Below are 25,211 nucleotides of genomic sequence, written 5' to 3'. Positions count from 1 at the left end.
AGCGCGTCGGCATCCGAATACGGCGAGGGCGCCCCGGGAGTTCCCGGGGCGCCCTCGCTGTGGTCGAACCTGGTGTTACGCAACGCCTTCCGCGCGCGCGGCCGCGGCCACGGCCTCGGCGACCGCCGGAGCGACCCGGGGATCGAGCGGGCTCGGGATGATCTTGTCGACCGAGAGTTCGTCGGCCACCACACCGAAGATGGCGTTGGCGGCGGCCACCTTCATGCCCTCGGTGATCCGGCGCGCACCGGCATCCAGCGCACCCTTGAACACGCCCGGGAAGGCGAGCACGTTGTTGATCTGGTTCGGGAAGTCGCTGCGGCCGGTCGCCACGATGGCGGCGTAGCGGCGCGCGACCTCCGGGTGGATCTCCGGATCGGGGTTCGACATGGCGAACACGATGGACTCCGGCGCCATCGAGGCGATCAGTTCCTCGGCGATGGTCCCGGCCGACAGGCCCAGGAACACATCCGCACCGGCCAGCGCCTCGGCCGCACCGCCGGTGACGCCACGCGGGTTGGTGCGGGCGGCCAGATCGGCCTTCACCTCGTTGAGGTCCGTGCGGTCCCGGCTGACGATGCCCTTCGAGTCGAGCACCACCACATCCGACACGCCGGCGGCCAGCAGGATGTTCGAGCAGGCCACACCCGCGGCACCGGCACCGGAGACGACCACCTTCAGGTCGGCGATATCGCGCCCCTGCACCTTGGCGGCGCCGTTGAGCGCCGCCAGCACCACGATGGCGGTGCCGTGCTGGTCGTCGTGCATGACCGGGCAGTCCAGCGCCTCGACGACGCGCTTCTCGATCTCGAAGCAGCGCGGGGCGGAGATGTCCTCCAGGTTCACCGCACCGAAGCTCGGACGCAGGCGCACCAGGGTTTCCACGATCTCGTCGACATCCTTGGTGTCGAGCACGATCGGAATCGAGTCCAGACCGGCGAACTTCTTGAACAGCGCGGCCTTGCCCTCCATGACCGGCAGCGACGCACGCGGACCGATGTCACCCAGGCCGAGGACCGCGGTACCGTCGCTGACCACGACCACCAGACGGTCGGTCCACGTGTAGCGCTTGGCCAGCGCCTCGTCCTTGTGGATGGCGCGACTCACCTCCGCGACGCCCGGCGTGTACGCGATGGACAGATCACGCTGGGTCTCCAGCGGTGCGGACAATTCCACCGAAAGCTTGCCACCGAGATGGCCGGCGAAAATTTCCTCGTGCGTGATAGCGGACAGATCGGTCGTATCGGTTTCACGGCTCGCTGTAGTGGCATTCGGTGCGTCAGTCACAGATGACACGATTTCACTCCTGCTCGGTCCGGGCTGAACCGGCTCACGGTTACCGCCGGGTTTTCGTATAAAAGTTCTTCGAAATTCGAACGATGTGCGCCGACCGCGCGTTCACGTGGCCGCGCAAAACCGTTCGGTGATTAGCGCCTTTGCGGGCTTGCTTCTTTGCGATCTGGCCGCGCACGATCCGTCGAGCGAGAACCGGACGGGTGGTCCGGGCAAGGCTGCGGGGTGATCCGCGGATCGGAGCCGTGCGTCACGAACCGAAGGTCACCAACCGTCCCGGACCGGGCGGTGGCGTCGGCCGGGAATCCGCAACATTCTGCCAGTACGGACAGGGAGTTGCAAAATCGCTCCTCGACCGGGGCACGATCCCCTCGATGCGGGGCCGGCCCGAGGGCGGGTGTCTACTGCCATCTTCCGAGGGTAGGGCCCCCGAATTACCTGCGCGTAAGGGGAAACTCGCCCCTGCTGGGAAGCAGCGGTGAACAGTCCCACCGCCACCCGGAACGCCGATGTGAGCTCAGGGTCACGCAGGCTGGCGCCTCCGGGCCTGTCCGCTACGCCGGGCGCACCCAGATCTCGTTCACGCCGCCGGTCAGCAGGCGGCGCCGCCAGTTGCGGGCCGGGCCGGGATGATCGGTGCGCCGATGCAGGCCGCGGGTCTCGGTGCGCGCCAAGGCGCTGTACTTCGTCCAGCGGGCCACCGCCAGCAAGGCCGCGGCCTGCCGGGCCCGCACCTGATCGGCGCCGGTGCCGCCGAGCCCGTATTCGGTGACCGGCCACATCGCGTCGAGTTCGGCGATGCTGTCGCGCAGGCTGCCCGCACTGCGCCAATAGCTGCGCCGCAGCGGCAACGTATGTTCCTGCACCAGCCCGATCACCGCACGGGGATCGATGTCCGCGCGCGGATCGTCGCCGGGATGGGAATTCAGCCCGGCCCCCGGAACCGGCCGCGCGTCGCCGACGCGGCCCCGGTGGCGAGCGAACCGCGCCGCGCCCGATCCGGCCCACATTCCGGACGAGATCGCCCACCCGCCGCCGTGCCCGTCGAACCCGCCGACCGCACCGGTGATCGGTTCCCGAGATGCCACGTCACCCGCGGCATAGAGTCCGGAAACCGTTGTGGCGCAATCGAAGCCGGTCAGCTTGATCCCACCGGAACCACGCACGGTGCCCTGCAGGACCGGACGCAGACGCACCCGGCCGGCCGGCGGCGACGCGTCGGCGCTCGCGGGCACCGCCGTGGTACCCGGTGGCGCCGCCGACGCGGGGCCGTACCGTACCGCGGACTCCGGCGGAATGTCGGCGTAGACCGCCCTCCCCTCCGCCAGCGCGGTGAGGGCCGCGGACCGGACGGTGAAGTCGTCCCCGTCGATGCGAGCCCCCGATTCGTCGTACAGCGAGGCGAACCGGGGCTCACGCAGATCGCTCATCGTCGCGAGACCGTAGGCGCCGGAGAACTCCATGCCCGACAATTCGGTGCCCGCCTCCGCCGCCATCAGCAGGCCCTCACCGGTATCGACATCGGTTCCCGCGCCACCGGCCAGAAACGCGCACCCACCCGTCGCGAGCACCACCGCACCCGCGCGGATCGTCCAGCCGCGGTATCGGTCGTCACCGGCGAGCCCACCGGCCCCGCACACCGCGCCATCGGCGTCGACCAGCAGATACAGCGCCGGATGATGATCGACGACCTGGACACCCAATCGGAACAGCGTGCGCCGCAGTGCCGCCAGATACCGCCGGCCCTCGAGGTGGACGCGCGTCGACGGCCCGTCTCCGGCCTGCCGGTATCCCCAGCGCAGCAGGTGGGCGATGCGGTGATGGGTCTCGCCGAGCACCCGGTCCATCCACTCGGGATCACCGAGGTCACCGCCGCGCGAGAGACTGTGCGCCAGCGCTCGCTCCCGCTCCGGCCCGGGCGGGATATCCCACAGCGCGACAACGCCTTTCGACGTCGGACCGCATTCCCCGCAACGACCCTTGTCGACCAGGATCACGCGCGCTCCGGCCGTCGCCGCCGTCAACGCCGCCCAGGCACCCGCCGGGCCGCCACCCACCACCAGCACGTCGGCGGACGTCTCCGCCGCGAACTCGGATTCCGCGCGAATAGTGGACCGGCTACGCACGCTCACAAAGGAAAATATTCGGCCACAATTCATCCGGCCGCAACTGTTACGCGGAGATCAATTCCACCATTGCGTAACCAATAGGTAACCCGCCGCCACAAAGACGACCAGAGATCCGAAAAACGCCGGAATTCCCCGACGCCGGTCGGAAAAAATTTGCGCGCCGAGCGCCAGCCCCGCCATTCCGATATGCCAGCCGACACTGCTCGCCCCCGGCCCGGGAAATCCGCGCCGCACCCCCAGGACCGCCGCGCCGACGACGACCGCCGCCAGCACCACCAGTCCGGCGGCCACCGTTCCGCTGAGCGCCCGCACGACCCTCACGAGGCGGCCACCGCGACGCCGCTGGCCTTCTCGGCCAGACGCTCGAATTGCTCTGCGTCCGTGAGGCATTCGCCCAAACCCACGGGTTTGTCGGCGCCGTGGTAATCCGAGGATCCGGTGCCGATGAGGTCCAGTTCGCGCGCCAGCTCGCGCAGCACCGCCCGGTCGGCGGGATTGTGGTCGGGGTGATCGATCTCGACTCCGCCCAGCCCGTGCTCGGCCAGATCGCGGATGTCGTCGAGCGCCAGCAGCCGCCCCCGGGTGCGGGCGCGCGCGTGCGCGACCACGGTCACCCCACCGGCCGCGGCCACCATCTCCACCGCCTGCCGCAACGGCGTGTCGGCCTTCTCGACGTAATAGCGGCCGCGCGGCGCGAGCAGATCGTCGAAGGCCGCGCCGACGGTCGGGACCACACCGGCCTCGACCAGCGCTCGCGCCAGATGTGGGCGTCCCGCTGCCGGACCCGCCGCGGCGAGTACCGCGTCCGGGTCGATCGGCAGGCCATCGGCCACCATGAGATCGGCCATCGCGCGCACTCGCGAGACGCGTTCGGTACGCAACCGCTCGCGTTCTGCGGCGAACGCGGCATCGGCCGGATCGAACAGATAGGCCAGCAGATGCACCGGCACCGGCCAGCCGTCCTCCCCCATACCGACGCAGGACATCTCCATCCCGCGCACCAACCGCAGCCCCGCCGGCAGCGCGGCGACCGCCTCGTCCCATCCGGAGGTGGTGTCGTGATCGGTGATCGCCACCACGTCCAGCCCCGCCGCCGCGGCCGCGCGCATCAGATCGCCGGGAGTCTCGGTGCCGTCGGATGCGGTCGAATGGGTGTGGAGGTCGATACGCACGCGTTCCATCTTGCCCAACTAGCATCCGGGGCGTGCCCTCGATACCGCCGTTTCCCCCGTTCCGTGGCTCCGGGAGGTCGCGGCGCGGGCCGCAGCTGCCCCGGATTCCGGTTCCCACCGCCCGCGCGATCGTCGATTGCGGCGTCTATATCGACGGCCGCCGCCAGTCCGGACATGTGACCCCGGCGGCCGCGCTGGCACAGGTGCGCGAGCGCGGCGACGGCTTCGTCTGGGTGGGCATGCACGCTCCCGACGCCGACCAGATGACCGAGGTGGGCGAGATCTTCGGCCTGCACGAACTCGCGGTCGAAGACGCCGTGCACGCCCATCAGCGCCCCAAACTGGAACGCTACGACGACACCCTGTTCCTGGTGTTGCGCACCGTGAAATACCTCGAACACGACCCCAACTCGGTCAGCGAGATCGTGCAGACCGGCGAGATCATGATCTTCATCGGCGCGAATTTCGTGGTCACCGTCCGCCACGGCGAGCACACCGCGCTGAAGGTGGTCCGCGAGGAGATGGAGAAGCATCCCGAACGCCTGGCGCTGGGACCGGGCGCGGTCCTGCACGCCGTGGCCGACCATGTGGTGGATACGTATCTCCTGGTGACTCAGTCGGTCGAAGACGATGTCGAGGGCATGGAGGAAGAGGTCTTCACCCCGCGCAGCCGGCTCACCATCGAGGCCATTTATCAGCTCAAGCGCGAGGTGGTCGAGTTGCGGCGGGCGGTCAACCCGCTCGCGCTGCCGCTACAGGTGCTCAGCCGCAGTTCGGAACTGCCGATGCCGAAGGAGATCCGCCGCTATCTGCGTGACGTCGCCGACCACCACACCGCGGTCGCCGAGCGGATCAGCGATTTCGACGAAGCGCTCAGCGCGCTGATCAACGCGGCGCTGGCGAAGGTCAGCGTGCAGCAGAACACGGATATGCGCAAGATCTCGGCCTGGGCCGCGATGGCCGCGGTGCCGACCATGATCGCCGGCATCTACGGCATGAACTTCACCCATATGCCGGAGCTGTCGTGGACCTACGGATACGGGATGGTGTGGATCGTGATCCTGGTCATCTGCGGTGGGCTGTTCGTCGCGCTGCGGCGCAACAAGTGGTTGTGAGGCTGGACGTTTCGCCGCCGGGTGCCCGCGCGGGCTTACAGATTCGCGGCGGCCCGGTGCGGATCCCGGATGTCGATCCCCGCTTCGGCCCACGCGTCCCGTAGCGCCGCGGCCCCACGCACCCGCACCCACGCCGCCTCGGTGGCGGTGATCGGCGCGACCGACAGGAATCGCACCGGATCGGCGGGATCCGGCAGTGCCACCTCGGCGATATCGGCCTCGCCCAGCAGGACCGCGGTGAAGGGAGCGTTGTGCCACAACGGTTCTCCGAGGTCGAGCAGCGCATCCGGTTGCAGCACAACGCCTTCCACCGCGGGCGCGGCGATCAGCACGCCGAGTCCGCGCGGCAGGCCCGCCTGGGCACCGGCTCCGCCGCGCAGCGTCAGCACCAATTCGGCGCGCGGGCCGAGCACGGGGTCGGCCAGCGCCGCCGCGGAGTCGGTCATCGGATGCCGGGAGCCGCCGAGGGTGACGTAGTGCACGAACTCGCCGTCGGGGATGCGCAGGATGTCGATCGGCTCCAGGCCGAGGAAGGTCACCGACGCGGAATCGAAGCGGGTGTCGTCGAATCCCGACCCTGTCCGGGGGATGCCGAAATGCGTCAGTACCGCGGACCGCACCTGATCGAGTTCCATAGCCCTAGAGCGTGCCAGAGCCCTACAGCGCCAGGCGCGCCAGCATATCCCGCGCCTGCTCGGCCACCTTCGGGTCGCACAGCACGTCGTAGCGGCCGGCGACCAGCTGCATGGTGGAGGCGAAGTCGCGGGTGCCGCGGGTGGCGGCGTACGGGATCACCGCCGAGATGAGCCCGAAGATGATGCCGCCGACCAGGCCGACCACCAGCGGCCCGATCACGCCGCCCGTGGTGAACAGGCTCAGCAGCAACCCCAGGAACAGGCCCAGCCAGGCGCCCGAAACCATGCCGCCGCCAATGACTTTGCCCCAGGTCAGCCGGCCCAGCACTCGTTCGACCTGCATCAGATCGACACCCACGATGGTCATGTTCTCCACCGGGAACTGGTTGTCGGCCAGATAGTCGACCGCCCGCTGCGCCTCGGCGTAGGTCGGATAGGAGGCGACCGGCCACCCCGACGGCGGCGTCGGCAAGCCGGGCCGATTGCGATTCGGACTACCCAACGGATTGGTCATAACTCCACGATCCTAGGTCGATATCGCCGCTGCGGCTGGATGCGACGACTCAGCGGCGCACCGCGTGTCCGATTTTACCGCCGAAGGGCAGCAAATCGGACATCGCGCCGCCGAGGATCACACCGGGGGGACCGCATGCATCGACCCGGACGAGTCCGCCTCACGCCAAGCGGACCTCGGCGGTGGCCAGACCGAATATCTTGCGGCCCGCCGACTTCGCGACGACCACCACGACGGCGGTGCGGGCCTGCGGATCGAGGGATTTGATCCGGCCGCTGAATTCGACGACGCCCGCCGACCGGGCATCCACGATCGTGTAGTTCGACAGCCGCACCGCGTATCGGGTCAGCGCTCCGGGGTCGCCCAGCCATCCGGTGACGAAGCCCGCCCCGAGCCCCATCGTGAGCATGCCGTGCGCGATGACGTCGGGCAGGCCCGCGAGCGCGGCGACGCCGTCGTGCCAGTGGATGGGGTTGGCGTCACCCGAGACACCCGCGTAGTTCACCAGATCACCGCGGGTGACCCGCGCGGTGCGCGGCGGGAGCTCGTCGCCCACCGCGACCTCGTCGAAGCGAATGACATTGTGCAGTACGCGCTTTCGCGATACCTCGGAGTAACGGTGGTCGCGGCTGGGCGCGACGGCGGCTTCCAGCACTTCCGCCTCGGAAAGCCCCTGCGCCGCCGACGGCGCCCCGACGCCGTGCATGATCACGCGTTCGATCGCACCGCCGATACCCGCGTCGATATCGTCGCCGGTCACACCGACCGCGGTCGTGTGCATCACATGGACGACCTCGTCGAACTGATCGGTGAAGGTGTTGGTGACGGTGATCAGATCCTTTCCGGCGATGGTGCGCACCGCGGCGACCTCGACGTCGCTCACCAGACGATCACCGGAGACCACCGGCCGATGGAACTCGAAAACCTGATCGGTCTGCACGTACACGTCGTAGCCGGTGATGACGCGTTCGAACAGCCGGCGATTGGCCAGCATCGCGGGAATCGACAGGAACGTGGGCGGCGCGACCACCGCGCCGTAGCCGTACTCCGCGGCGGCCGCCTCCCGCCAGTGCACCGGGCCGTGATCCTGCACCGCCCGGGCGTACTCGCGAATCTTCTCCCGCCCGACCTCGTAGTAGTCCTCGACTCGGTAGGCATATCCCACCAGGGACCGCGTGTATGCCGCCACATCCACGGTTAGCTCGGACAAGCCACACTCCTCAACGCTCGGCTGCGCTGGAGCGTAAGCACGCCGCAGCCACCGGTCGCCGGATCCGCCTACCTTTCGGAAGGTTTCACGACACCCGGGCGGGCCGATTGTGAGTTGTCGCTATGCCTGCGGCGGGACGAAACTCGTGCTGCGGGCCATCCCCGCGGCCCGGCCCTTCTCCGCGACGACCTGCGCCATCTTCGCGCTGGCCTCGTCGATCATCTCGTCGCCGAGCATGACCGCGCCGCGGGCGCCGCCGGCGGTCGAGGTGTGATACGCGTAGGCGTCGAGGATCTCCTCGGCGCGGTCGTAATCGGCCTGGCGCGGGCTGAAGATCTCGTTGCACGCCTCGACCTGCGTGGGGTGCAGCACCCATTTGCCGTCGAAACCGAGGGCCGCGGTGCGGGACGCGGCGCGGCGGAAGCCGTCGAGATCGCGGATCTGCAGATAGGGACCGTCGATGGCCTGCAGGCCGTGGGCCCGGGCGGCGAGCAGGATGGTCATCAGAATGTGGTGGTAGGCGTCGCCGGGCGCGTAGCCCTCGGGCTGTTCACCGACCACCAGGGTGCGCATGTTGATACTGGCCATGAAGTCGGCGGGACCGAAGACCAGGGTCTGCACGCGCCGACTGGCGGTGGCGATCTCGTCGATGTTGCGCAGTCCCTGCGCGTTCTCGATCTGCGGCTCGATGCCGATGCGGCCCACCTCGAGGCCGTTGGCCTTCTCCAACTGGGTCAGCAGCAGATCGAGCGCGCGCACCTGGGCGCCGTCGAGCACCTTGGGCAGCAGAATCGCGTCCAGATCGCGGCCGGCGCCCTCGACCACCGAAATGACGTCGGCGTAGGTCCATTCCGTCGTCCAGTCGTTGACCCGCACCACCTTGATCTGATTGCCCCAGCCGGGCGAGTTCAGCGCGGCCACGATATTGGCGCGGGCGGCGGCCTTGGCGGGCGGAGCGACGGCATCCTCGAGGTCGAGAAAGATCTCGTCGGCGGGCAAACCTTTGGCCTTGTCGATCATCCGAAGATTACTGCCGGGTACGGCTAGCACCGATCGACGCGTTGACATGGGCGGCTCCTGAATCGTCTCGCGGGGCTGCACCACATAGCCTTGCACTTATGGCAGCAACGAAAGTTTTCGCCGCCAGGCTGGCGGGCCTGGTGGTACTGGGTCCGGACGGCGAGTCTATCGGCCGTCTGCGGGACGTGGTGATCTCCATCCGCTACGACCGCCAGCAACCCCGGGTGCTGGGACTGCTGGTCGAATTACCCACGCGCAAACGTATTTTCGTCCCGATGCTCCGGGTCAACGCGATCGAGCCGAACTCGGTCAACCTCAACACCGGCACCGTGAGCCTGCGCCGCTTCGAACAGCGGCCCGGCGAAATGCTGGCGTTGGCGCAGGTGCTCGACTCCAAGGTGCGCGTCGTCGATCCGGAACTCCCGGACCTCGAGGGGGTGGACGTCTTCGTCGTCGACCTCGGCATCGAACAGAGCCGCACCCGCGACTGGGTGCTCTCTCGGGTGGCGGTGCGCGGACATCGGCGCCTGGGCCGGCGGCGCGAGGTGCACGTGGTCGAGTGGTCGGATGTGCGCGGGCTGACCCAGCACGAACTGAATCTGCCCGGTCAGGACGTCACCCAGCTGCTCGGCCAGTTCGAGGGCCTGCGCCCGGCCGACGTGGCGCATCTGCTGCGCGAACTGCCCGAGAAGCGCCGGATCGAACTGGCCCGGGCCCTCGACGACGAACGACTCGCCGACGTGGTGCAGGAACTTCCGGAGAACGACCAGGTCGACGTGCTGCAGAATCTGGGTGTCGAACGCGCGGCCGATCTGCTCGAGGCGATGGACCCCGACGACGCCGCCGACCTGCTCGGCGAGCTGCCCACCGGCGAGGCCGAGGCACTGCTGGCACTGATGGATCCGGAGGAATCGGAGCCGGTGCGGCGCCTGCTCGAATATTCGCCCTACACCGCGGGCGGCATGATGACGCCGCGCCCGGTGGTGCTGACCCCCGCGGCGACCGTCGCCGAGGCATTGGCCCGTATCCGCAACCCCGACCTGACTCCGGCGTTGGCGTCGATGGTGTTCGTGGTCCGCCCGCCGACCGCGACGCCGACCGGCCGCTATCTGGGTTGTGTGCACACCCAGGCCCTGCTGCGGGAACCGCCCGCGACCATGGTGGGCGGGCTGGTCGACAGCGACCTCACCCAGCTGCATCCCGATGCCGCGCTGACGGCGGTCACCCGCTACTTCGCGACCTACAACCTGGTCTGCGGGCCGGTGGTGGACGAGGAGAATCACCTGCTCGGCGCGGTGAGCGTCGACGACGTGCTGGACCATCTGCTGCCCGAGGACTGGCGCGAACAGGACGAGGACGCCTCCGAACCGGCGAGCACCATTCATTCGATCGCAACGGCGGGGCGCGCGGCGGAGGCCGCTGAAGCGGCAGCCGGAAGGGCGAAAGCATGAGTGAGCGCAGCGAACGCGCGAGCCGCCCGGACAAGCCGATCGCCCGGCAGCGCTTGGAAACACCTGTCGAATCGCGGTTCCGATTCGAGATCGACCCCGAGGCCGTGGCGCGGGGCAGCGAGACCGTGGCCCGGTTTCTGGGGACCGGTCGTTATCTGCTGTTGCAGTCGGTCGTGGTCGTGGTCTGGATCGGGCTCAACGTCTTCGCGGTCAGCCTGCAGTGGGATCCGTATCCGTTCATCCTGCTCAACCTGGCCTTCTCCACCCAGGCCGCGTATGCCGCACCGCTGATCCTGCTGGCCCAGAACCGGCAGGACAACCGCGACAAGGTATCTCTCGAGGAGGATCGCCGCCGCGCGGCACAGACCAAGGCGGACACCGAATTCCTGGCCCGGGAGCTGGCGGCGCTGCGGATCGCGGTGGGCGAGGTGGCTACTCGCGACTATCTGCGCCGCGAACTCGAAGACATCAAGGACGCTCTGGCGCGGCTCCAACTCCATGCGCCTCTGGACGACGAAGATGCTGTCGAGACGGCGAAGTCCAAGAAAAGTACCGATCGAAAGAGGGGTCGAGTACCGATTTCGCCTCAAATAGATGGCAGCTGACCGCAATTATCGATAACAAGGTGCTGACCGACAGGTAACCTGGATCACGTTGTCCGTGGCGGCCCCGCGCGAATCAGGTCGCTCAACGACTACGAGGGGATTGGTTGTGCCGATGCGAATGTCTGGACCGATTACCGTATCGGCGCTGGTGGTTGCGGGTTTGATGGCTACAGGTTCGGCGGCGCACACGACCGCGCGAACCAGTGCGCCCAAGACGGCCGAGGCGCGCTTGGCGGCAGCAAGCTCCCCCACCGACGCCGGCAACTCCGACCCCGAGGCGGTGGGGCTGGTACCCGCCGCTCCCGAACCTCCTCGCAAACTCAGAGCTATGACGGCGCCCGCGGATGGGGCGCCGTTGTTCGGCGGTACCGTGCCGCTGCAGGACATCGCGTTGCCGGGCGGTAGCGGAGCCTTCGGAATTCCGGAGATCGTGCTCGCCGCCTATCGCAATGCCGAACTGACACTGCAGTCCTCGGAGCCGAACTGCGGTCTGAGCTGGAGTCTGCTCGCCGGGATCGGGCGCATCGAGTCCAATCACGCCGGGCACGGCCGCACCGACGCCGCGGGCACGACCATCGGCACCATCTACGGGCCGTCGCTGGATGGCACGCTGCCGGGTAACGAGGTCATCAAGGCCGCCGACGGCAATTTCGTGCGGGCGGTCGGCCCGATGCAGTTCCTGCCCGGCACCTGGTCGCTGTACGCGTCCGACGGTAACGGCGACGGCGTCGCGGATCCGAACAACGTCTTCGACGCGTCGCTGGCCGCGGGCAAGTACCTGTGCTCGGGCGGGCTGAATCTGCGTGACCCGCAGCAGGAACTGCGCGCGGTCCTGCGCTACAACAACTCGATGGCCTACGCCGCCAACGTGCTGAGCTGGGCCAATGCCTACAAGACCGGCGGCGCGCCTACCCAGGTGCAGATCTCGCCCGATCTGATTCCGCCGGGCACGATGCAGGCCCCGCCCGCGGGCCCGGACATCCTCGCCGCCAACGGCAGCATTCCGACCACCACCGCACCGCCGTCGCAGGCCACCCCCACCGCGCCGACGCCGCAGCAGCCGACCCAGGTGATGATCAATATTCCGGGGCTGCCGCCGATTCCGTGCGGCATCTTCTGCCCGCCGCCGAAGCCGAATCCGTGCGATCCGGCCGTGGTGCCGGCGCCGATGCCGCAACCCGGGCAACCCGCACAACCGGCCGCACCCGCGCAGACTCAGCGCTGGGCGGCGGGCGACCCGGTGCGCCCGATCGATCCGCAGGCCGCCGAGGGCAAGCCCGTCGATCCGAACGCGCCCGCGAATCAGAATGCGGCCCCGGCCGATCCGAACGCACCGAAGCCGGCGGCCCCGGCGTGCACGCAGCCGCAGGGCCAGCCGGCGCCCGGCAGCCAGCCCGGGGCACCGGCACAGCCGGACGGGGCACCGGCACCGGCCGCGCCCGAGCAGCAGTCGCAAACGCCTTCCAAGACACCGGAACCCGGCCCGGAGGCTGCCGCGCCCGCACCGGCGGCGCCACCGAGCCCGACCCAGCAGCCGGGAATCACGCTGCCGTTCGGAATCGTCGTCCCGCTGCCCGTCCTGCCGGGTCCGCCGGCGCCGCCGCAGTAGTCGCTCGATACCCCCGCTACGATCCGAAACCCCCGCTGAGGCGGGGGTTTCGGCGTAAACGGGACAGGCGGTCACGAAGCAGTAACGAAAAGGTCTCGGATGCGGTAATCTGATCTCGTTGTGTCACGAAAAGCTCACAGCGAGCATTGGAGGGTCACCACATCGTGGGACGTCACCGTAAGCAGCCGGCCACCCCTGTCCGGCGCGGATCCGTTATCGCTCTGACCGGACTCGTCCCCGCGGGACTCGTCGCCGTCGGCGCCTCCGCCGCCGAGGTCAACACCGGCGAATTCACCGCTGTGGCTCTGCCGCAACACACTCCGGACGCCCAGCAGGCCGTCGACCAGCAGGCCGCGCCGGACGAAATGATGCGCGCCGCAAAGCATCCCGGCCCGCCGATCGTGAAAACCGTTGCGCAGCCGGAAGGCCGGGTCGCTGCCGATCTGCCGCCCGGACCGAACGGTATGCCCGGCATCGCCTACGCGGCATACCAGAACGCGGAACGCATTCTGGCCCAGGAGGAACCGGACTGCCACATGCCGTGGTCCGTGCTGGCCGGTATCGGACAGGTCGAATCGCATCACGCCTACGGCAAGGCCGATTCCAAGGGTGTCGCGCTCGACCCGATCTACGGGCCCGTCCTCGACGGCAGCCTGGCGGGCAACAACGTCGTGCACGCGAACGGCGACGACCTCGATGGCGGTATGCAGGGCTTCACCCGCGCGGTCGGCCCGATGCAGTTCCTGCCCGAGACGTGGCGCAAATTCGCCGGAGACGGCGACGGAGACGGCATCGCCGATCCGCAGAATCTGTTCGACGCCGCCTTGACCGCGGGCAACTACCTCTGCTCGGGCGGACTGAACATGACGGATCTGTCGCAGCAGTCCAAGGCGATCATGCGCTACAACAACTCGATGGCCTACGTCGCCAATGTGATGGCGTGGGAGGTCGCGTACCGCACGGGTGTGGCGCCCAAGCCCAGCCAGCTGCCGCGAATCTGAGCCGGACGGTGACGGGCCCAGGCTGCCGCCCAAAACAAACCCGTCGCTCCGGTCGCTGTGTCTATGGCGACCTACGCGGCGGCCTCCGGGGTTACGCAGGCTGCCGCCTCCGGCCCCGTCGCTCCGGTCGCTAGACTCACGGCTATGCCAGTGGTTACGGAAACGGATGTGCGGGGCGCGCTCGCAAAGGTGGACGACCCGGAGATCCGCAAGCCGATCACCGAACTCGGCATGGTCAAGAGCGTCTCGGTCCGCGACGACAGCAGTGTGCACGTCGAGATCTATCTGACGACCGCGGCCTGCCCGCTGCGCACCAAGCTCACCGAGATGGTCACCAAGGCGGTGGCCGACGTCGCGGGCGTCGGTGCCGTGACCGTCGACCTCGATGTGATGAGCGACGAGCAGCGCACCGAACTGCGCAAGCAGCTGCGCGGCGATTCCGCCGACCCGGTGATCCCGTTCGCCCAGCCCGGATCGCTGACCCGCGTGTACGCGGTCGCCTCCGGTAAGGGCGGTGTCGGAAAGTCGAGCGTCACCGTCAATCTCGCGGCCGCGCTCGCCGCGCGCGGTCTGTCGGTCGGCGTGCTCGACGCCGATATCTACGGCCATTCCGTACCGCGCATGCTCGGCACGGACCAGCGGCCCACGCAGGTCGAGCGGATGATCATGCCGCCGGTCGCCCACGACGTGAAGGTCATCTCGATCGCCATGTTCACCCAGGGCAATACCCCGGTGGTGTGGCGCGGCCCGATGCTGCACCGGGCGCTGCAGCAGTTCCTGGCCGACGTGTTCTGGGGCGATCTGGACGTGCTGCTGCTGGACCTGCCGCCCGGCACCGGTGACGTCGCGATCTCCATCGCTCAGCTCATTCCCAACGCCGAGATCCTGGTGGTGACCACGCCGCAGCCGGCCGCCGCCGAGGTCGCCGAACGGGCCGGGGCCATCGCCCTGCAGACCCGCCAGCGCATCGCCGGTGTGGTGGAGAACATGTCGTGGCTGGATCTGCCCGACGGATCCCGCATGGAGCTCTACGGGTCGGGCGGCGGCCAGGCCGTCGCCGACCGGCTCACCCGCGCGGTCGGCGCCGAGGTGCCACTGCTCGGCCAGATTCCGATCACCCAGGAATTGCGCGAGGCCGGTGACGAGGGCACCCCGATCGTGCTGAGCGACCCGGAAAACCCCGCGGCACAGGCCCTTCAAGGGATCGCCGATAAATTGGCGGTGCGCCGCCGCGGGCTGGCGGGCATGTCGCTGGGCATCGACACCACCCGTCACCTGTAGGGCGGTACCGGCCCGCCACAGCTGCCGAGATCGCTGTCGGTGTCGCCACCTAAGCTCGACCTATGCTCACGCTGCTGTTGTACGTGCTCATCGTCGGCTTGGTGGCCGCGTTGCTGTTCCTGGTGGCCAGTGCGGTGTTCGGGCGCGGGGAGGAATTGGGGCCGCTGCCGGAGGGGACAACGGTGACGGTGCTGCCCGCCGCGGGTATTCGCGGATCGGATGTGCGCGCATTGCGGTTCCAGCAGGTGTTCCGGGGATATAAGGCGGGCGAGGTCGACTGGGCGCTGAGCCGATTGGCCGCCCGGATCGACGAGCTGGAAATGCAACTCGAGCGCAGCCGCAGCACCTACCCATCCGCCGCCGGGGAACCCGAAATCACACCGGCGCAACCGAATACGGGAAGCACGCTCCCTCCCACGGACACTCCCCCGGCCGCCGGCAACGGCACGACCACCAACTTCAGCACCGGTACCTTCTTCGGCGGCGCCACCTTCGCGGGTCCCGGCGGCGCCACCTTCGCGGGTCCCGGCGGCGCCACCTTCGCCGGTCCCGGCAGCGCGACTCCCCACGGTCTAGGCGGACCGGCTTCGGCCGGTCCAGGCACCCCGGCTGTCGGCGGTGCGACCGGTCAGATTCCTGCCGATAGCTCCGGCACCGGCTTCACCCCGGGCGCGAGCTTCGCCCCCGGCGGTGGTTTCGGTAGCCTGCCCGCCGGGTCGGGAATGCCCACCGGCACTGCCCTCCCCGGCACTGCCTTCCCCGGAACCGGCTACCCGGCGAACGGATACGCACCGGCTACCGGCACCGCCCCGACCGTCGCGGGCCCCCACACCGCCACGCCCACCGGGACCACTGTCGGTGATCCGGGCAGCATCGGGCAGGCCCCCGGCACGGTCGGTGTCGCTTCACCGACCGACACCACCGCGCAGGCACCGGCATCGGGCTTCGTCGAGCAGGGCACCACCCCGCAGGCTTCCGCCGGGCACGACGGTGTGGCGCCGACCGACCGGTCGACGACCGTCCGCTCCGAGTCGGAGAACACGAGCGAGGCGGGAGTGGCTGGAACCACCGGTTACATCGCTCCCTCCGGGCCGGACTCGACGACCGGATTCGCCCCGGCGACGGAGACACCCGCGACCGGCTGGGCGCCGCCGCCGTTACCGGGAGACCCCCCATCGGCCGCCGGAGGGCTTCGATGAGCGTCGAGGCGGTGGTGGACGACGGGAAGGTGCGCTGCGGCTGGTCGCAGTCCTCGCAGCTCTACCGGGACTATCACGACACCGAGTGGGGCCGGCCGCTGCACGGCGACGACGCGCTGTTCGAGCGGATGTGTCTCGAGGCGTTCCAGTCCGGGCTGTCCTGGATCACGATCCTGCGCAAGCGGCCGGCGTTCCGGGCGGCCTTCGCCGGATTCGCCATCGACCGGGTGGCCGAATTCGGGGACGACGATGTGGAGCGGCTCCTGGCCGATCCAGGCATCGTGCGCAATCGCGCCAAAATCCTTGCGTGTGTCGCCAATGCCCGGGTTGCGCGGGAGTTGAGCCCCGGGCTGGACGAGCTGCTCTGGTCGTTCGCGCCGCCCGCTCGCCCGCGCCCGCGCGAACTGTCCGACGTGCCCGCCGTCACACCCGAATCCGTCGCTCTCGCAAGAGAACTCAAGAAGCGCGGGTTCCGGTTCGTAGGTCCGACCACGGCGTACGCATTGATGCAGGCGACCGGAATGGTCGATGACCATCTGGCCGATTGCTGGGTCGATCTGCGGCGTTGATCACGCGCCACGCCGGTCGGTTTTCGAACTCAGGTACCCGGCCGGTTCGCTGATAAGGAAGAATAGGCGTGGTGCAGCCCAACCGGACATGCCTGTCGCGTCCGGCGGCTGCCTGTTGGTGACAACACATTAGTTCCGAGAAGTGCGCAGCAGACCGCGCGGATCTGGAGGGAGCAGAGGATGGCGGCCATGAAGCCCCGCACCGGGGACGGTCCCCTCGAGGCAACCAAGGAAGGGCGTGGAATCGTCATGCGGGTTCCACTCGAGGGTGGCGGGCGTTTGGTCGTCGAGCTCACGCCGGAGGAAGCGGCAGCTCTCGGTAAAGAGCTCACCGCGGTCACCAGCTAGCCGCTCGACCCAACGAAATACACCGGTGATGAAATTGCCGGCGCGAACCCGCGCGCGCAGATCCGGCCGGGTCACCGGCTGGATCTGCGCCCGTCGCGTCGGCCTCCTCGACCGGGCGGCCGAGAATGCCCGGCGGATCACATGACCGGACCGAACCGCGGAACACGGCAGGCGGCACCGGGCACGACGCCGGAGCCGCCCACAGACCACGCCTCACCCTTGGCCTCGATCGCATCCGCGGTGGCCTGCCCGGAATGCCGTGCGGGCGTCGAGCTCCGGGATCGTCGCCTGGTGTGCGAGTCGGGCCACAGCTTCGACATCGCCAAACAGGGTTACGTCAGCCTGCTGACCGGCGCCGCGACCAAGATGACCGGCGATACCGCCGACATGCTGGACGCCCGGGCGCGATTCCAGAGCGCGGGCCATTTCGACCCGATCGCGCGCGCGACGGCCGACGTCGTCGCGGACGGCGCACCGACCGGCACGATCCTCGAAATCGGCGCCGGAACCGGTTACTACCTGGCCGCCGGGCTGGAGGCGGCGCCCGACGCGCACGGCATCGCACTCGACGTCTCGAAACCGGCGGCGCGCCGGGCCGTTCGCGCCCATTCGCGGGCGGCATCGATCCTCGCCGACGTGTGGCGGGGGCTGCCGATCCGGGACCGTGCGCTCGACCGGGTGCTGTGCGTCTTCGCCCCGCGCAATCCGGCCGAGGTCGCGCGGGTGCTGCGCCCCGGCGGCGCCTTCGTCGTCGTCACACCCACGCCGCGCCACTTGGCCGAACTCATCGCCCCGTTGGACATGGTGGGCGTGCAGACGGACAAGGACGCGCGCCTGACCGACGCGCTGTCCGCGGATTTCCGGCCTGCCGGACGCGTCACGGTCGAATACGAGATGACCCTCGATCACGCCGCGATCGCGAATGTGGTCGGCATGGGTCCGTCGGCACACCACGCCGCCACATCCCGCGACGACCTGATCGCCGGCCTCCCCGAAGCGATGCCGGTGACGGCCTCGGTCACCGTCGCGGCCTACCACCGCTGACCGGCGACCACCCTGCTCACCGGAAGAAAGCCGCAACCCGCTCCCGGTCGGCGTAGACGTAGATCTCCGCGATACGTCCGTTCGTCACCGTGAAGGCGAGCAGCACTCCGGGCTGCCCGTCGAACATGATCACCGCACCGGCGGCGCCGTTCACCAGCACCGGCCGCACATCCGAGGACGGCCGGGCGAACAGCAGGGCGCGGGTGGCGGTGTCGCGCGAGCCGTGAATTTCCCAGCCGCCTCCCGCACCGGCGTCGGCGCGCAGCACGATCTCCGGGGCCAACTGCGCCACCAGAGCCTCGAAGTCGCCACGGCGGGCGGCCGCGAAGAATGCCTCCACCACCGCCCGCTGGTCGGCGAGTTCCCCGTCGGGTGTCGGCGCGGCCCGCAGCCGGCGACGAGCGCGGCTGGCCAATTGGCGGGTGGCGGCCGGGGTCCGGTCCAACAGCGCGGCGATGTGATCGAACGGCACCGCGAAGCTGTCGTGCAGAACGAAGGCGATACGTTCGGCCGGATCCAGCTGTGACAGCACCAACTGCATCGCCAGGCCGACCGAATCCGCCAGCAGCGCTTGCTCTTCCGGCGCCGCGGGACCGTCGGCGGCGACGAGCAGCGGATCCGGCAGCTGGGTGCCGCTCGGCTGTTCGGGCCGAGACCGTCGGGTGCGCAACAGATCCAGGCAGGTGTGCGCCACGGCCGTGGTGAGCCAGGCATCGAGGTTGCCGACCGCGCGGGGCGGGCTGCGATGCACGCGCAGCCAGGTCTCCTGGACGGCATCCTCGGCATCGGTCGCCGAGCCGAGCATGTGGTGCGCGAGCGCCCGTAATCGCGGCCGCTGGTCGTGCAGCCGTTGCAGGGCCTGCTCGCGCTCGCTCATGCCGGTCACATCCTCGCCACGCGCTACGCCGTATCAAGTGCGGCCGTATCAGTGCGACCACTCACCATCATCAGCCAGGAGGCAGCCATGCGCAGTCTTTCCCGCTCCGCGCCGGCCGGTACGACCACGTCGGCCGGCACCATCGGACGCCTTGCCCGCCGCGACCGCTCACCCGTGCTCGCGACAGCCGACGGCCGCTACCGCACCGTCGGTTATCGGGTCGCCACCGCGGCCATTGTCGCCGAGGCCGGGGTGGGCGGCGTCTGGGATCTCGCCCGCATCCCGTTCGTGACCGATGTGGTCACCCAGCTCGGGTACCCACGCTATTTCCTGGTGTTGCTCGGCGTGTGGAAGATCCCGGCCGCGATCGTGCTGGCCGCTCCCCGGCTTCCCCTGTGCAAGGAATGGGCTTATGCCGGAACGTTTTTCGTCTACACCGGCGCGATCGCCTCACATCTGGTCACCGGTTACGCCCGCGCGGAAGTCGGGATTCTGAGCGTCATGACCGCGCTGACCGTCACGTCCTGGGCGCTACGGCCCGCCGACCGTTGCCTGCCCGGCCGTCAGCCCTTGCGGATGCGGTCGTAGAGGTCGGTGGTGCGGGCGGCGACCTGCGCCCAGCTGAATTCGGCCGTCGCGCGTGCCCGGCCGGCCGCCCCGAATCGCGCCGCGGTCTCCGCGTCCCCGGCGAGGTCGTTCACCAGGTCGGCGAGGTCTCGTTCGAAGTCGCGCGGCGCCTGCGGGTCGTAATGCGCCAGCCGTCCGGTCTGCCCGTCGAGAACCACCTCCGGAATCCCGCCGACGTCCGAAGCGACCACCGCGGTGCCGCAGGCCATCGCCTCCAGATTGACGATTCCGAGCGGCTCGTACACCGAGGGGCAGATGAAAACGCTTGCGGCGGAGAGGATCTGGCGCACCTGCTCGGTCGGCAACATATCGCGGACCCAGAACACGCCGCCGCGTGTTGCCGCGAGTTCGCGCACCGCCGCGGCCGCCTCGGCCTCCAGCTGCGGCGTATCCGGTGCGCCGGCGCACAGCACCAGCTGAATCCCCGGGTCGATATCGCGCGCCGCGGCGAGCAGGTGGGCGACCCCCTTCTGCCGGGTGATGCGGCCGACGAACGCCGCGATCGGCGCATCGCCGCGTACCCCCAATTCGGCGAGGACATCGCGGGCCTCGGGCACCGGCCCGCCCGGGAACCAGGCCCGCGTGTCGATCCCGTTGTGCACGACGTGTACTCGCCCGGGATCGACGGTCGGGTAGGCATCGAGCACATCGTGGCGCATGCCCTCGCTGACCGCGATCACCGCGTCGGCATTCTCCATGGCGGTGCGCTCCGACCACGACGACAACCGGTAACCGCCGCCCAGCTGTTCGGCCTTCCACGGCCGGCGCGGTTCCAGCGAATGCGCGGTGAGGACGTGCGGGATGCCGTACAGACTCGCGGCCAGATGTCCGCCGAGCCCGGTGTACCAGGTGTGGGAGTGAACCACGTCGACCGCGCCGACGGCATCGGCCATGCGCAACTGCGCCGACATCATCTGCAGGGCGGAATTGGCGGCGTAGAGCATCGGATCGGGCTGATGGACCACCGCATCACCGCGTTCGGCGCCCATGCAGTGCACCGTCACGTCGCACAGCCGGCGCAACTGCGGGACCAGTTCGGTCACGTGTACTCCGGCCCCGCCGTACACCTCGGGGGGATATTCGCGGGTCAACATCGCGACCCGGAGCCGGTCGGGGTCGGCAGGCGATATCGGCTCGCGGCCGCCATCCGCGAAACTCACCGGTCCAACCTAATCGGTACGCCCCCGCCCCACCACACCTGCCCGGCCACGCCGGAGTGAACCGGCATCGGACACGCCGTGGCCTGGGACGGTAGGTTGAATTCCGTGAGGAGCCAGCCGCACGTACTCGGAGTAGTGCTAGCCGGTGGTGAGGGCAAACGACTCTTTCCCCTCACCAAGGACCGCGCGAAGCCGGCGGTCCCGTTCGGGGGCGCGTACCGCCTGATCGACTTCGTCCTCTCCAACCTCGTCAACGCCGGTTATCTGCGTATCTGTGTGCTGACCCAGTACAAATCGCATTCCCTGGACCGGCACATCTCCCAGACCTGGCGGCTGTCCGGCTTCGGCGGCGAATACATCACTCCGGTCCCGGCCCAGCAGCGGCTGGGACCGCGCTGGTATACCGGCAGCGCCGACGCGATCATGCAGTCGCTGAATCTGATCTACGACGAGGACCCCGACTACATCGTGGTGTTCGGCGCCGACCACGTCTATCGCATGGATCCCGAACAGATGGTCGCCCATCACATCGATTCCGGTGCGGGGGTGACCGTGGCCGGAATCCGGGTGCCGCGCAGCGAGGCCAGCGCCTTCGGCTGTATCGATTCCGACGAATCGGGCCGTATCACGCAATTTCTGGAGAAACCGGTCCATCCGCCCGGCACGCCCGACGATCCGAATATGACCTTCGCCTCGATGGGCAATTACGTCTTCACCACGAAGGTTCTCGTCGACGCGATCCGCGCCGATGCCGACGATGTCGATTCCGATCACGACATGGGTGGCGACATCATCCCGGCGCTGGTCTCCCAGGGGCAGGCCGGTGTCTACGATTTCGCGCGCAACGACGTTCCCGGTTCCACCGACCGCGACCGCGGCTACTGGCGCGACGTCGGGACGATCGACGCCTTCTACGCAGCCCATATGGATCTGGTGTCGGTGCACCCGATCTTCAATCTCTACAACAAGCACTGGCCCATTCGAGGCACGGCCGAGAATCTGGCACCGGCGAAATTCGCGCAGGGCGGGCTCGCCCAGGAGTGCATCGTGGGCGCGGGCAGCATCCTGTCCGCGGCGACGGTGCGCAATTCGGTGCTGAGCTCGAATGTGTTCATCGAGGACGGGGCGACCGTGGAGGGCAGTGTGCTGATGCCCGGAGTGCGGATCGGCCGCGGCGCGGTGGTGCGGCGCGCGATCCTGGACAAGAACGTGATGGTCGGCGAGGGCGAGATCATCGGCGTCGATCTGGACCGCGACCGCGAGCGGTTCGCGGTGAGCAACGGCGGCGTGGTCACCGTCGGCAAGGGCGTCTGGGTCTGAGCCCCCGATGTCGGGGTGAGCAGCCGGCTCAGCGGCCCGGCATCGGATACTGCGGCGGCGGGGCCGGTTCGGTGACTCCCGGACTTTCCGGCGTGTAGCAGAACGGCGCACAGGTACCGTGCGGCACTCTCGGATATCTCGACGGATCGTCGAACTTGTCGTCACTGACCAGCAGCATCACCAGCAGTGCCACGAAGACCGCCGCGCCGAGGCTGACGAGAGCCAGGACCAGCCACCCGCGAGGCGCGACCTCGATCAGGATTCCGCGCTCGTACACTCCCCGCCTCCCGGTACCGCCGAATTACCCACTGTGCCAATGGTATCGGCAGTCCGGTGGTCCCGGCCACGGAAAGTGCCGCCCGGCGCTCCGGGAGAGGAGCGACCGGGCGGCGAAATGCCTTGCGGATCAGCGCAGATCGCGTCGGCGCCAGCCCGCGAGTCCGACCGCGGTGATCACCACCGCGAGCACCAGCAGCACGATCACCGGCATCGCGCGGAAGTCCTCCGCCGGCAGTTTCGGCAGATGACCGTAGGGGTTGAGGTCCAGAACCCATTGCGGCATACCGGAGATCGAGCCGAGCAGATAGATCGCCACCCCCGCGGTGAACACACCCCACGCCACCGGGGTCCAGCGCGGCAGCAGTCCGAACAGCAGCACGGTGATCGCGGTGAACACCCACACTGCGGGAATCTGGATCATCGCCGCTTCCAGCGCCTGCGGGAACTTGCCGCCCAGATCCGACGCGGCGATCCCGTAGGACAGGCCGCCGATTACGCCGGAGGCGAACAGCGCCACCACCGGACCGCCGAACGCGAAGATCAGATGGCTTGCGGCCCAGCGAATTCGGCCGACGGCGCCGGTCAGCACGGTTTCGGCGCGATCGTCGCTCTCCTCCGCGTACATCCGCAGCGCGGCCGAGATCGAGAAGGCCGCCGCTCCCAGGCCGACCATCGAGAAGGCGGTGTTCAGGAAGGCCTGTTCCACCCCCTGCGAACCGCCGAGCCGGGCGATGATGTCGCGGACGGTCTGGCTGGAGCCGATCTCGTCGCCGATGCCGTGAACCACGCTGCCGATGATCAGGCCGTAGAGCGCGAGCCCGACCGTCCACGCCGCCAGGGTGCCGCGCTGCAACCGCCAGGCCAGCCCGAACGGCCCGCTCAGCAGGGCTGATCCGGCGGTGGGACCGGGCCGGTCGGCGATCAGCCCGGCCCCCATGTCGCGCCGCCGCAGCAGCGTGTAGGCGACCGCGACCAGCACGACAGTGGTCACCGCATGCAGCAGCAGCACCCACCAGCGATCACCCGCGAAGGGACGGACCTGCAGCGACCAGCCCTGCGGCGACAGCCAGGTCAGGATGTCGGTCGGGCCGTCTCCGGCCCGCGCGTCACCGATGGCGCGCAGGGTGAAGGTCACCGCGAGCACCGCCAGCGCGATGCCGCGGGCCAGCCGGGCACTCGCACTCAGTTGCGCGGCGACCGCGGCGACGGCCGCGAAGACGATGCCCGAGGCCGCCAGCGCCGCGCCGAAGGCCAGCGAGCCGTCGAACGGCACTCCCGCCGAGGCGATGCTCAGCGTCGCGACGATTCCGACCGCCACGCAGGCGGCACAGGTCAGCAGCAGGGTCGCGGTCAGGGCGGCGAAGCGGCCCACCCGGGTCGAGGCGAGCAGCTCCTCGCGTCCGGTCTCCTCCTCGGCGCGGGTGTGCCGGATGACGGTGAGAATCGTGGCGATGCCGATCAGGGTGTAGAACGCCCCTGCCTTCCACACGCCGGCCGCACCGATGCTGGTGTTGTAGATCGGGCCGTACAACGCCAACTGCGCCGGGCTGGACAGGATGGTGTGCGCGAAATTCTGCAGATCGGCCGGCGACGAGTACAGATTCTTCACGCTGGAGACGTAGACGCTGCCCAGCGGCGCCGAGAGCAGCAGCACCCACAGCGGCAATACGATGCGGTCCCGCCGCAGATACAGGCGCAGCAGCTGCCCGGTGCCGGTGAAATCCGAGGACCGAGTGGAGCGTTCGGCGAATCCGCCGTGCGGGCGGTCGAGGGTCGCGGTGGTCATTTCGTCGCCTCGCTCAATGCCTGCTCGTCCCGCGACGCGGAGGTGTGCGCGGGTCGCCGGGCATCGGCCGGCGCGTCGCCGTCGAGCGAATAGTGGCGCAGGAACAGCTCTTCCAGCGTCGGCGGCTGACTGACGAGGCTGCGCACTCCGGCGTCGCCGAGCACCCGGATCAGTTCGCCGAGATGTTCGCTGTCGACCTGGCAGTGCAGCGTGTGGTCCTCGATCGTGACGTCCTCGACGCCCGCGATGGCGCCGATATCGCCCGGGTCGCCGATGAGTTCGGCCTTGATGGACGTGCGGCTGAGATGACGCATCTCGGCCAGGGTGCCGCTCTCGACCGTCTTACCGGCGCGGATGATCGTGACCCGGTCGCACAGCGCCTCCACCTCGGAGAGGATGTGGCTCGACAGCAGCACGGTGGCGCCGCGCTCGGCCGCCTCTCGCGCGCATTCGCGAAAGACCTGTTCCATCAACGGATCCAGGCCCGAGGTCGGTTCGTCGAGCAACAGCAGTCGCGCGTTCGAGGAGAACGCGGAGACGAGTGCGACCTTCTGCCGGTTGCCCTTGGAGTATGCGCGCGCCTTCTTGCGCGGATCGAGTTCGAAGCGCTCGATCATCTCTGCGCGGCGAGCGGTATCGATGCCGCCGCGCATCCGTGCCAGCAGATCGATCGTCTCCCCGCCCGACAGCGACGGCCACAGCGTGACATCGCCCGGGACGTAGGCGATATCGCGATGCAACTCGACCGCATCGGTCCACGGATCGCGCCCGAGCACCCGGGCCTGCCCCGAGGTGCGCGCCAGGATGCCGAGCAGAATGCGGATGGTGGTCGACTTGCCGGCCCCGTTGGGCCCGAGGAAGCCGTGCACCTCTCCCTCGGCGACCTCGAGGTCGAGGCCGTCCAGGGCGCGTACCGATCCGAAATGCTTGTGCAGCTTCCGGACCTCGATTGCCGATGACATCGAAT

Annotated in this window: 24 protein-coding genes and 1 pseudogene; 12 read left to right on the top strand and 13 right to left on the bottom strand. The window is 69.1% G+C overall.

Translation table 11 applies throughout. The features are described 5' to 3' along the window. Positions 1-75 precede the first annotated feature (75 nt). The 4 genes from IG65_RS0111765 to IG65_RS0111750 all read right to left on the bottom strand — a co-directional run bounded on the left by IG65_RS0111765 (position 76) and on the right by IG65_RS0111750 (position 4,594). Entirely contained in the window at positions 76-1,296 is a 1,221-nt protein-coding gene (locus IG65_RS0111765; protein ID WP_369801523.1) for an NADP-dependent malic enzyme, read from the bottom strand. Between the two features lie 551 nt (positions 1,297-1,847). Continuing rightward, on the bottom strand, positions 1,848-3,425 hold the full coding sequence (locus tag IG65_RS0111760; protein WP_369801522.1) for an FAD-binding protein: 1,578 nt from the start codon (positions 3,423-3,425) through the stop codon (positions 1,848-1,850). Positions 3,426-3,476: 51 nt separating this feature from the next. Beyond that, a complete protein-coding gene (locus tag IG65_RS0111755) occupies positions 3,477-3,713 on the bottom strand; it encodes a hypothetical protein (protein ID WP_231509157.1) in 237 nt (78 codons plus the stop codon). 26 nt (positions 3,714-3,739) lie between these two features. Next, a complete protein-coding gene (locus IG65_RS0111750) occupies positions 3,740-4,594 on the bottom strand; it encodes a PHP domain-containing protein (RefSeq protein ID WP_030514917.1) in 855 nt (284 codons plus the stop codon). Between the two features lie 32 nt (positions 4,595-4,626). On the opposite strand from IG65_RS0111750, the gene corA reads away from it, so the two are divergent. Continuing rightward, positions 4,627-5,709, top strand: a complete 1,083-nt coding sequence (corA, locus tag IG65_RS0111745) for a magnesium/cobalt transporter CorA (protein ID WP_030514916.1) — start codon at positions 4,627-4,629, stop codon at positions 5,707-5,709. A 35-nt stretch (positions 5,710-5,744) separates the two neighbouring features. Here corA and IG65_RS0111740 read toward each other — a convergent pair whose 3' ends face one another. The 4 genes from IG65_RS0111740 to IG65_RS0111725 all read right to left on the bottom strand — a co-directional run bounded on the left by IG65_RS0111740 (position 5,745) and on the right by IG65_RS0111725 (position 9,136). After that, entirely contained in the window at positions 5,745-6,344 is a 600-nt protein-coding gene (locus IG65_RS0111740; RefSeq protein WP_030514915.1) for a suppressor of fused domain protein, read from the bottom strand. Between the two features lie 22 nt (positions 6,345-6,366). Next, the gene (locus IG65_RS0111735; protein WP_030514914.1) at positions 6,367-6,858 is read right to left on the bottom strand and encodes a general stress protein; all 492 of its coding nucleotides are present in this window, start codon (positions 6,856-6,858) and stop codon (positions 6,367-6,369) included. A 160-nt stretch (positions 6,859-7,018) separates the two neighbouring features. Further along, positions 7,019-8,068 carry a fused (3R)-hydroxyacyl-ACP dehydratase subunits HadA/HadB gene (locus IG65_RS0111730; protein ID WP_081879411.1) on the bottom strand — a complete coding sequence of 350 codons (1,050 nt, stop codon included), beginning with the start codon at positions 8,066-8,068 and terminating at the stop codon, positions 7,019-7,021. 120 nt (positions 8,069-8,188) lie between these two features. Beyond that, a complete protein-coding gene (locus tag IG65_RS0111725) occupies positions 8,189-9,136 on the bottom strand; it encodes a CoA ester lyase (RefSeq protein WP_030514912.1) in 948 nt (315 codons plus the stop codon). 50 nt (positions 9,137-9,186) lie between these two features. On the opposite strand from IG65_RS0111725, the gene IG65_RS0111720 reads away from it, so the two are divergent. The 9 genes and pseudogenes from IG65_RS0111720 to IG65_RS0111675 all read left to right on the top strand — a co-directional run bounded on the left by IG65_RS0111720 (position 9,187) and on the right by IG65_RS0111675 (position 18,195). Then, positions 9,187-10,539, top strand: a complete 1,353-nt coding sequence (locus IG65_RS0111720; protein WP_081879410.1) for a magnesium transporter MgtE N-terminal domain-containing protein — start codon at positions 9,187-9,189, stop codon at positions 10,537-10,539. Further along, positions 10,536-11,144 (top strand): DUF1003 domain-containing protein, encoded by a 609-nt coding sequence (locus IG65_RS0111715; protein ID WP_030514910.1) that lies wholly within the window; start codon positions 10,536-10,538, stop codon positions 11,142-11,144. The genes IG65_RS0111720 and IG65_RS0111715 overlap by 4 nt, the downstream gene beginning before the upstream one ends. A gap of 163 nt (positions 11,145-11,307) precedes the next feature. Next, complete coding sequence (locus tag IG65_RS0111710) at positions 11,308-12,753, top strand: lytic transglycosylase domain-containing protein (RefSeq protein WP_231509155.1); 1,446 nt, start codon at positions 11,308-11,310, stop codon at positions 12,751-12,753. 164 nt (positions 12,754-12,917) lie between these two features. Further along, complete coding sequence (locus IG65_RS0111705) at positions 12,918-13,754, top strand: lytic transglycosylase domain-containing protein (protein ID WP_030514908.1); 837 nt, start codon at positions 12,918-12,920, stop codon at positions 13,752-13,754. Between the two features lie 144 nt (positions 13,755-13,898). Continuing rightward, complete coding sequence (locus IG65_RS0111700; protein WP_030514907.1) at positions 13,899-15,035, top strand: Mrp/NBP35 family ATP-binding protein; 1,137 nt, start codon at positions 13,899-13,901, stop codon at positions 15,033-15,035. A gap of 62 nt (positions 15,036-15,097) precedes the next feature. Next, positions 15,098-15,379 (top strand): annotated as a pseudogene (locus tag IG65_RS0111695) (DivIVA domain-containing protein); the annotation flags it as partial. A gap of 851 nt (positions 15,380-16,230) precedes the next feature. Then, positions 16,231-16,803 (top strand): DNA-3-methyladenine glycosylase I, encoded by a 573-nt coding sequence (locus IG65_RS0111690; RefSeq protein ID WP_030514905.1) that lies wholly within the window; start codon positions 16,231-16,233, stop codon positions 16,801-16,803. A 180-nt stretch (positions 16,804-16,983) separates the two neighbouring features. Continuing rightward, positions 16,984-17,151, top strand: a complete 168-nt coding sequence (locus IG65_RS36785) for a DUF3117 domain-containing protein (protein ID WP_064902036.1) — start codon at positions 16,984-16,986, stop codon at positions 17,149-17,151. Between the two features lie 141 nt (positions 17,152-17,292). After that, positions 17,293-18,195, top strand: coding sequence for a putative RNA methyltransferase (locus IG65_RS0111675; protein WP_081879409.1), 903 nt, complete (start codon positions 17,293-17,295; stop codon positions 18,193-18,195). Between the two features lie 16 nt (positions 18,196-18,211). Here the strand turns inward: IG65_RS0111675 and IG65_RS0111670 are convergent, their stop codons facing one another. Then, complete coding sequence (locus IG65_RS0111670; RefSeq protein ID WP_030514903.1) at positions 18,212-19,072, bottom strand: sigma-70 family RNA polymerase sigma factor; 861 nt, start codon at positions 19,070-19,072, stop codon at positions 18,212-18,214. Positions 19,073-19,159: 87 nt separating this feature from the next. Between IG65_RS0111670 and IG65_RS0111665 the strand changes: the two genes are divergently transcribed. Beyond that, the gene (locus tag IG65_RS0111665) at positions 19,160-19,660 is read left to right on the top strand and encodes a DoxX family protein (protein ID WP_081879429.1); all 501 of its coding nucleotides are present in this window, start codon (positions 19,160-19,162) and stop codon (positions 19,658-19,660) included. On the opposite strand, the gene glgA is transcribed toward IG65_RS0111665, so the two are convergent. Continuing rightward, positions 19,636-20,793 (bottom strand): glycogen synthase, encoded by a 1,158-nt coding sequence (glgA, locus tag IG65_RS0111660; protein WP_030514901.1) that lies wholly within the window; start codon positions 20,791-20,793, stop codon positions 19,636-19,638. The two genes, IG65_RS0111665 and glgA, sit on opposite strands and share 25 nt — an antisense overlap. A 171-nt stretch (positions 20,794-20,964) precedes the next feature. Here glgA and glgC point away from each other — a divergent pair, with 171 nt between their 5' ends. Beyond that, entirely contained in the window at positions 20,965-22,179 is a 1,215-nt protein-coding gene (glgC, locus tag IG65_RS0111655) for a glucose-1-phosphate adenylyltransferase (RefSeq protein ID WP_030514900.1), read from the top strand. Positions 22,180-22,207: 28 nt separating this feature from the next. Here the strand turns inward: glgC and IG65_RS0111650 are convergent, their stop codons facing one another. The 3 genes from IG65_RS0111650 to IG65_RS0111640 all read right to left on the bottom strand — a co-directional run bounded on the left by IG65_RS0111650 (position 22,208) and on the right by IG65_RS0111640 (position 25,206). Further along, positions 22,208-22,456, bottom strand: a complete 249-nt coding sequence (locus tag IG65_RS0111650) for a hypothetical protein (protein WP_030514899.1) — start codon at positions 22,454-22,456, stop codon at positions 22,208-22,210. 129 nt (positions 22,457-22,585) lie between these two features. Beyond that, a complete protein-coding gene (locus tag IG65_RS0111645; RefSeq protein ID WP_030514898.1) occupies positions 22,586-24,244 on the bottom strand; it encodes an ABC transporter permease in 1,659 nt (552 codons plus the stop codon). Further along, on the bottom strand, positions 24,241-25,206 hold the full coding sequence (locus IG65_RS0111640) for an ABC transporter ATP-binding protein (RefSeq protein ID WP_051755774.1): 966 nt from the start codon (positions 25,204-25,206) through the stop codon (positions 24,241-24,243). The genes IG65_RS0111645 and IG65_RS0111640 overlap by 4 nt, the downstream gene beginning before the upstream one ends. Positions 25,207-25,211: the final 5 nt, after the last annotated feature.

Origin of the sequence: Nocardia sp. NRRL WC-3656 (assembly GCF_000720265.1) — a bacterium.
Classification (GTDB): Bacteria; Actinomycetota; Actinomycetes; order Mycobacteriales; family Mycobacteriaceae; genus Nocardia; species Nocardia nova.
The sequence above is the reverse complement of the archived record's forward strand: the minus strand, read 5'-3'. Positions and strand labels throughout refer to the sequence as shown.

Coding starts and splice junctions, on each gene's coding strand:
- IG65_RS0111740 (WP_030514915.1), bottom strand. CDS start 6,344: ATGGAACTCGATCAGGTGCGGTCCGCGGTACTGACGCATTTCGGCATC.
- IG65_RS0111735 (WP_030514914.1), bottom strand. CDS start 6,858: ATGACCAATCCGTTGGGTAGTCCGAATCGCAATCGGCCCGGCTTGCCG.
- IG65_RS0111725 (WP_030514912.1), bottom strand. CDS start 9,136: ATGTCAACGCGTCGATCGGTGCTAGCCGTACCCGGCAGTAATCTTCGG.
- IG65_RS0111720 (WP_081879410.1), top strand. CDS start 9,187: ATGGCAGCAACGAAAGTTTTCGCCGCCAGGCTGGCGGGCCTGGTGGTA.
- IG65_RS0111715 (WP_030514910.1), top strand. CDS start 10,536: ATGAGTGAGCGCAGCGAACGCGCGAGCCGCCCGGACAAGCCGATCGCC.
- IG65_RS0111710 (WP_231509155.1), top strand. CDS start 11,308: ATGGCTACAGGTTCGGCGGCGCACACGACCGCGCGAACCAGTGCGCCC.
- IG65_RS0111700 (WP_030514907.1), top strand. CDS start 13,899: ATGCCAGTGGTTACGGAAACGGATGTGCGGGGCGCGCTCGCAAAGGTG.
- IG65_RS0111690 (WP_030514905.1), top strand. CDS start 16,231: ATGAGCGTCGAGGCGGTGGTGGACGACGGGAAGGTGCGCTGCGGCTGG.
- IG65_RS36785 (WP_064902036.1), top strand. CDS start 16,984: ATGGCGGCCATGAAGCCCCGCACCGGGGACGGTCCCCTCGAGGCAACC.
- IG65_RS0111675 (WP_081879409.1), top strand. CDS start 17,293: ATGACCGGACCGAACCGCGGAACACGGCAGGCGGCACCGGGCACGACG.
- IG65_RS0111670 (WP_030514903.1), bottom strand. CDS start 19,072: ATGAGCGAGCGCGAGCAGGCCCTGCAACGGCTGCACGACCAGCGGCCG.
- IG65_RS0111665 (WP_081879429.1), top strand. CDS start 19,160: ATGCGCAGTCTTTCCCGCTCCGCGCCGGCCGGTACGACCACGTCGGCC.
- glgA (WP_030514901.1), bottom strand. CDS start 20,793: ATGTTGACCCGCGAATATCCCCCCGAGGTGTACGGCGGGGCCGGAGTA.
- IG65_RS0111645 (WP_030514898.1), bottom strand. CDS start 24,244: ATGACCACCGCGACCCTCGACCGCCCGCACGGCGGATTCGCCGAACGC.
- IG65_RS0111640 (WP_051755774.1), bottom strand. CDS start 25,206: ATGTCATCGGCAATCGAGGTCCGGAAGCTGCACAAGCATTTCGGATCG.